The organism is Thiocapsa sp. C2-2m, from assembly GCF_041903745.1.
Lineage (GTDB): Bacteria > Pseudomonadota > Gammaproteobacteria > Chromatiales > Chromatiaceae > Thiocapsa > Thiocapsa roseilacustris.
In genome coordinates, this window is record NZ_JBBWVD010000052.1 from 20833 (window position 1) to 27130 (window position 6298).

Genomic DNA, 6298 nt, shown 5'->3' on the forward strand with positions numbered 1-6298 from the left:
TGTCGTTATCCGCATTGCTGAAATCCTCTCACGGAGACACGGCTCCGTGTCTCCGTGAGAGACCTTCTCTTGTCGCGATATGGGTACAAGGTATGGCGTCGCCCCGCATGCAGGGCGATCCGGATGAGCCCTCGGCCGATCTTACGACGGCTCGTTGCCGCCGCGCGCCGCAATGTAGGCCAACGCCTTGTCGATGCGGCGCAGCGTCGCGTCCTTGCCGACCAGCCGCAGGGTCTCGTCGATGCCGGGCGAGGCGGCGCGACCGACGATCGCCACGCGCAAGGGCTGGGCGACCTTGCCCATCGGGGTTCCGAGCTCCTCGGCGACGCCTTCGACCACATACTTGAGCCCCTCCGGCGTCCAATCCTCGTAGGCCATCAGCTCGAAGGCCGCACGCAGACGCTCGAGCCCTTCGCGCGCCACCAGACGCAGATGTTTCTTCGCGGACGCCTCGTCGAAGGTCTCGAAGTCGCGATAGAAGAAGGCACTGATCTCGGCCAGCTCGGTCAGCGTCTTGGCGCGCGCGGCTTGGACCTTGACCACCTCGATCAGGTCCGGGCCGGTCGCGGGATCGATGTCGAGCCGCCCCATGTGCGGACTGAGCAGGCGGGCGATCCGCGCCGGGTCGGCGTGGTGCAGATACTGCTGATTCAGCCAATCGAGCTTATCGGTGTTGAACGCGGAGGCGGCCTTGTTCACGTCGCCGATCTCGAAGAGCTTGATCATCTCTTCGATGGAGAAGAGCTCCTGATCGCCATGCGACCAACCCAGACGGACCAGATAATTCAGCAGTGCCTCGGGCAGATAGCCCTGATCGCGATAGGCGATGACGCTCACCGCACCGTGGCGTTTGGATAGACGCGCCCCGTCGTCGCCGAGGATCATGGGTACATGGGCATAGCGCGGCGGCTCATGGCCGAGCGCACGGAGGATATTGATCTGGCGCGGCGTGTTGTTCAGATGATCGTCGCCGCGGATGACATGGGTAATGCCCATATCCGAGTCGTCCACCACCACGCTGAGGTTGTAGGTCGGCGCACCGTCGCTGCGCCGGATGACCAGGTCGTCGAGCTCGGCGTTGGCGAAGACAACCCGCCCGCGGATCATGTCGTCGACGACCACGACGCCGTCGGCCGGATTCTTGAAGCGGATGACGTGCGGCATGCCCGGATCGACCTCATGGCCGCGACAATGGCCGTCGTAGCGCGGTTTCAGACGCTGCGCCATCTGGTCCTCGCGCAGGCTCTCCAAGCGCTCCTTCGAGCACACGCAGCGATAAGCCAGGCCCTTGGCCAAAAGCTCGTCGATCACGGCGTTGTACCGATCGAAGCGCTGGGTCTGATAGAAGGGTCCCTCGTCGTAATCCAGCCCGAGCCAGGTCATGCCCTCCAGGATGGCGTTCACCGACTCGGCCGTCGAGCGCTCCAGGTCCGTATCCTCGATTCGCAGCACAAATTGCCCACCGTGCTTGCGCGCGAAGAGATAGCTGAAGAGCGCCGTGCGGGCGCCTCCGACGTGCAGATAACCGGTGGGGGACGGGGCGAATCGGGTACGGACGGTCATGGGCTTCCGGATCGGTTGAATGGGACGCGTGGCGCGATTCTAACAGAGGCCCTTCGAGCTGCTCGCTTGTTCGCTTACGGTACTTCCGCGCACCGATCAGTTTCAACAATCACTCACGGAGACACGGAACGTACGCAGAACAGATCCCGGATTCTCCGTGCCCTCCGCGTCTCCGCGAGAGGCATTTCAAGCTGGAACCACTGAGCCGATTCTCCCCCTACAGATTCTTCCCTCACCTTGTTCAATCGAGCCGCCTTGGGTTATGTTCGCCCCATGAAATTTTCCCAAGCAGACGGCAGCAGCGGTCACCTGATCGACGCCTACGGGAGCGAGGGCATCCTGATCGGCGGTCGACGCTTTACCCGCGGGCTGATCGTGACACCGAGCCGGGTCGAAGAGGGCTGGGGTCCGGCGCAACCGGCCGATTTGACGGTCGAGCACCTGGAAGCACTGATCGCGATTGAGCCCGAGATCCAGATCATCGTGCTGGGGACCGGCGAGATACAGGTCTTCCCCGATCCGGCGCTTTACTTTGCCGTGATCGGGCGTGGTGTCGGTTTCGAGGTCATGGATACGGGTGCCGCCTGCCGGACCTACAACATCTTGATGTCGGAAGGACGGCGCGTCGTCGCCGGTCTGCTGCCCTGGCGCTGAACCGCGCTGAACCGCGTCCGGCGTGGTCAATGCTGTTTCAGCATCGCCTCGCGTTCGGCTTGGCCCGCGAGACTTGGAGTCGACGCGGTTCAGGTTATAGTTGTTCGGGTCCGAATCTTCGCTGCCGCATGTCGGCTCGACGTTCGATCGTCATCGCATCATCCGGAGCGCTTCAACCCATGGATCGACAGATCGTTCTTTCCGTCCTCGGCGTCGCCGTCCTCGGCTTCTTGGGTGTCCTTCTCCTCATGCCCGCATCCATCGAGGACGGCCCGGATCGCTTGCCTTGGCGGGTCACGCAGGACGCTTCCGGGCACTCGCAGGTCTTCGGCTTCACCATCGGCGAGACCACGCTGGCGGAGGTGCGCAAGCTGTTCGGCGAGGACGGCAAGGTCAACCTCTTTCAGGACGCGACGCGAGCCGAGCCCTACGGTGTGGAGGCATTCTTCGATCAGATCCATCTGCAGCGCCTGCGCGCGGACTTCGTGATCTCGCTCGACGTCGACCAGGCCACCCTCGCCGCCATGTACGAGCGCGGCCTGCGGATCAGCCAGGTCGGCAGCGGCAGCCGCAAGATCAAGCTCGACCCGGCCGATGTCGAGACGCTGTCATCCCGCCCGATCCGATCCATCAGCTACCTTCCGAAGGCCAGACTGGACAATGACCTGATCGAGCAACGCTTCGGCACACCCGATCTGCGCCTGACCGAGCCCGGGACCGACATCGTCCATTGGCTCTACCCCGAACGTGGAATGGACATCAGCCGCAGCCCCAACGGGACCGTGATCATCCAATACGTCAACCCGGACGATTTCGCCCAACTCCTGAGCCCCTTGCAGGATGCCGTCCCCAGCGAGGAGACGCCGCCGGAGACCTGAGCATGTCGAAGCGCCCTCTTATCATCGCCTTGGCCTTGGTGGGCTTCGCCGTCGCCGGGGCGACGACGGCCGCCGAACCGACCAAGATCCGTTTCGTCACCGACTGGAAGGCGCAGGCCCCGCAAGGCGGCTTTTACCAGGCCAAGGCGCTCGGGCTCTATGCCGAGCAGGGTCTCGATGTCGAGATCGTGCAGGGCGGCCCCTCGGTGAATGTCCCGCTCTTGCTGGGCTCCAATCAAGCCGATTTCGGGATCGGCTCCAACAGCTTCATCCCGCTCAACATCGTCGCGGCCGGGATTCCGGCGACCGCCGTCGCGGCCATTTTTCAGAAAGACCCGCAGGTCCTGATCACGCACCCGCGCGAGGACATCCGATCCGTCGGTGACATGAAGGGCAAGCCCATCATGATCTCCGACGCCGGCGTCGGCAGCCATTGGATCTGGCTGAAGGCCAAATTCGGATTCACGGATCGGCAGATCCGCAAGTACACCTACAACCTCGCCCCCTTCCTCGTCGATCCCGGTGCGATTCAACAGGGTTATGTCACGAGCGAGCCCTACGAGATCGCGAAGGCAAGCGGCATCGAGCCACAGGTCTTTCTGCTCGCCGACGAGGATTATCCCTCTTACGGGACCCTGATCCTGGCCTCCGAGGAACGCATCCGGAGCGACCCGCAACAGGTCCGCGCCTTCGTCGCGGCATCCATCGCCGGCTGGAAGGACTATCTGACCGGCGACCCCGCACCCGGCAACACCCTGATCAAGGCCGAAAATCCGGAGATGACCGACGATGTGCTGCAGCACGCGATCGCCGAGATGAACCGCTACCGGCTCGCCACTGCGGGCGATGCCGAGACCGCCGGGATCGGCGTCATGACCGAGGCACGCTGGCAGGCCTTCTTCGACACCATGTCCGCCGACGATGTGTATCCGGCGAACCTGGATTGGCGGCGCGCCTTCTCGCTCGAATTCCTCCCGCCGAAACCGTGAGCAGCGGCCTGCGCCTCGATCGGCTGGCCAAGACCTTCCCCAACGGCACCGCAGCACTCGGGGAGCTGAGCGCCGACATCGAGGGCGGTGCTTTCGTCTCCCTGCTCGGCCCCTCCGGCTGCGGAAAGAGCACGGCGCTGAGGCTCATCGCCGGACTTGAGGAGCCGACGCGCGGTCGTGTCGACTGGCCGCAATCACGCGGCTCGCTCGGCTTTATCTTTCAGGAACCGACCCTCATGGCCTGGGCGAGTGCGGCCAAGAACGTTGCCTTGCCGCTTGAGCTCGCAGGCATGGCCAAGAGCGAAGCGCGTGAGCGGGCCAATATCGCGCTCGACAAGGTGGGGCTCGCGGGCTTTGATAATGCCCTGCCCCGCGAGCTTTCGGGCGGGATGCGCATGCGGGTCTCCATCGCACGTGCGCTGGTCGCCGACCCCGATGTCCTCTTGATGGACGAGCCCTTCGCGGCGCTCGACGAATTCACCCGCGGCAAGCTCAACGACGACCTGCTGCGCCTCTGGGCCGAGCGCGGATTCACCGGTGTCTTCGTCACCCACTCGGTCTTCGAGGCCGTCTATCTGTCGCGGCGGATCCTGATCCTGAGCGGTCGACCGGGGCGTTTGGTCGCCGATATCGACAACCCAGCAGCCTACCCACGCGCATCCGGCTATCGGACCTCCGCCGCATTCAACGCCACCGCGCGCGCGATCCTGAAGGCACTGGAGGATCGGGAGGCATGATGATGCAGGGCCTTCGGCTGCTTCTGCCGATCGCGCTCTTCGCCGGACTGATCGGGTTCTGGGAGTGGGCCGTCGCGCACTGGCAGGTGCCGCCCTTTATCCTGCCCTCGCCCGGCGCCATCCTGGCCGTCTTCGAGACCGACGGCGCATCGCTGATCGGCTCGGCCTGGATCACCCTAGGAACCACCCTCGCCGCCTTTGCGCTGGCGGTGCTTTCGGGTACCGCGCTCGCCGTCCTCTTCGCCTCCAGCCGCCTCGCCGAGGCGGCCCTCTCTCCGTACGCCGTCACCCTTCAGGTCACGCCAGTCGTCGCCATCGCGCCCTTGATCATCGTTTGGGTCGGCCTCGACAACGCCTGGCTCGCCGTGCTGATCCTGGCCTGGATCGTGGCCTTCTTTCCGGTTCTGGCGAGCGCCACCGCCGGGCTGAAGGCCATCGACCCCAACCTGCGCGACCTTTTTCGCCTCTATCGCGCCGGCTTCCGGCAGACCTTCCTGCGACTCATGATTCCCTCTTCCCTGCCCTACCTCCTCGCCGGTATCAAGACCGCCGGCGGGCTCGCCCTGGTCGGCGCGGTGGTCGCCGAATTCGCCGCCGCCTCCGGCAACACCGACGGACTCGCCTGGCGCATCCTCGAGGCCGGCAATCGGCTGCAGATCGCCAAGATGTTCGCCGCCCTGCTCTTGCTCGCACTCATGGGGGTCGTCCTCTACGCCATCCTAAGCTTCGTGGAATGGCTGCTGCTGCATCGCTGGCACGGAGATCGGCGGCGAGCCTAAGTCACCTGTCAGAAACAACTCAGCTCCGAATCCAATCGTTGTCGATTACGATTACGATTACGACAACGACAACGACAACCGTGGCGAAGGTATTCTCTCGTCGAGTTGTTTGAATTATTTTCACTAGCGCGTGACACCCGCTCTGCGGTGTCACGCATGCCCCGTGGCGCTCTGCGCCACATGCCGCAATGGCCGGAGTTACAGACAATGCCAGGTCCGTGCCCTTGCCGCCGCGACCGCGACGCCGCCGGCCACGCCCGCCGAAACTGCCCTATCCGATGCCGGTCGTGGCATGATGGCGGTAGCCGGGATAACGCAATGCTCAAACGAGCCGGTTGAGCGATAGCGAAACCGGCTTCGGCTGGAGCACATCGTTAGGCGATTAATCTCGTGCGTCCCCGTTTTTCCCTTCGGCAACACCTCCATGGCGCGCCGTGCATCGTTCTCATACTGAAAGCCGATGACGAAGTCATCAGCAAACCGTACGAGGAAGCAATGCCCTCTCATCCGTGGCTTGACTTCAGTCTCGAACCACTCATCCAGTACGTAGTGGAGATCGATATTCGCCAGCAAAGGGCTAATTACGCCGCTTACAATCTTGCATACTTGAAGTTCCGTTTGATTTGCCAGGCGCATTCTCGCCGCTGCCATTGCCGATGTCCGGATCGGGGTCGACCCGAAAGACCACCACAATCTCC

6 protein-coding genes and 1 pseudogene are annotated in these 6298 nt (G+C 63.7%); 5 read left to right on the forward strand and 2 right to left on the reverse strand.

What is annotated here, in order from left to right:
- Positions 1-141: 141 nt before the first annotated feature.
- On the reverse strand, positions 142-1563 hold the full coding sequence (gene gltX, locus AADX97_RS26105; protein ID WP_374236406.1) for a glutamate--tRNA ligase: 1422 nt from the start codon (positions 1561-1563) through the stop codon (positions 142-144).
- A gap of 273 nt (positions 1564-1836) precedes the next feature.
- Here gltX and AADX97_RS26110 point away from each other — a divergent pair, with 273 nt between their 5' ends.
- The 5 genes from AADX97_RS26110 (at position 1837) to AADX97_RS26130 (ending at position 5600) form a co-directional block, all read left to right on the forward strand.
- Entirely contained in the window at positions 1837-2217 is a 381-nt protein-coding gene (locus AADX97_RS26110; protein WP_374236405.1) for an Mth938-like domain-containing protein, read from the forward strand.
- A 179-nt stretch (positions 2218-2396) separates the two neighbouring features.
- Complete coding sequence (locus AADX97_RS26115) at positions 2397-3095, forward strand: hypothetical protein (RefSeq protein WP_374236404.1); 699 nt, start codon at positions 2397-2399, stop codon at positions 3093-3095.
- A 2-nt stretch (positions 3096-3097) separates the two neighbouring features.
- Positions 3098-4084, forward strand: a complete 987-nt coding sequence (locus AADX97_RS26120) for an ABC transporter substrate-binding protein (protein WP_374236403.1) — start codon at positions 3098-3100, stop codon at positions 4082-4084.
- Positions 4081-4821 (forward strand): ABC transporter ATP-binding protein, encoded by a 741-nt coding sequence (locus AADX97_RS26125; protein WP_374236402.1) that lies wholly within the window; start codon positions 4081-4083, stop codon positions 4819-4821. The genes AADX97_RS26120 and AADX97_RS26125 overlap by 4 nt, the downstream gene beginning before the upstream one ends.
- Positions 4818-5600 carry an ABC transporter permease gene (locus AADX97_RS26130; protein WP_374236401.1) on the forward strand — a complete coding sequence of 261 codons (783 nt, stop codon included), beginning with the start codon at positions 4818-4820 and terminating at the stop codon, positions 5598-5600. Before AADX97_RS26125 ends, AADX97_RS26130 begins: the two co-directional genes overlap by 4 nt.
- 198 nt (positions 5601-5798) lie before the next feature.
- Here AADX97_RS26130 and AADX97_RS26135 read toward each other — a convergent pair.
- Positions 5799-6298 (reverse strand): annotated as a pseudogene (locus tag AADX97_RS26135) (hypothetical protein); the annotation flags it as partial.

Bases quoted from the DNA above. Each gene is read 5' to 3' on its own strand.
- gltX (WP_374236406.1), bottom strand. From the start codon at position 1,563: ATGACCGTCCGTACCCGATTCGCCCCGTCCCCCACCGGTTATCTGCAC.
- AADX97_RS26120 (WP_374236403.1), top strand. From the start codon at position 3,098: ATGTCGAAGCGCCCTCTTATCATCGCCTTGGCCTTGGTGGGCTTCGCC.
- AADX97_RS26130 (WP_374236401.1), top strand. From the start codon at position 4,818: ATGATGATGCAGGGCCTTCGGCTGCTTCTGCCGATCGCGCTCTTCGCC.
- AADX97_RS26110 (WP_374236405.1), top strand. From the start codon at position 1,837: ATGAAATTTTCCCAAGCAGACGGCAGCAGCGGTCACCTGATCGACGCC.
- AADX97_RS26115 (WP_374236404.1), top strand. From the start codon at position 2,397: ATGGATCGACAGATCGTTCTTTCCGTCCTCGGCGTCGCCGTCCTCGGC.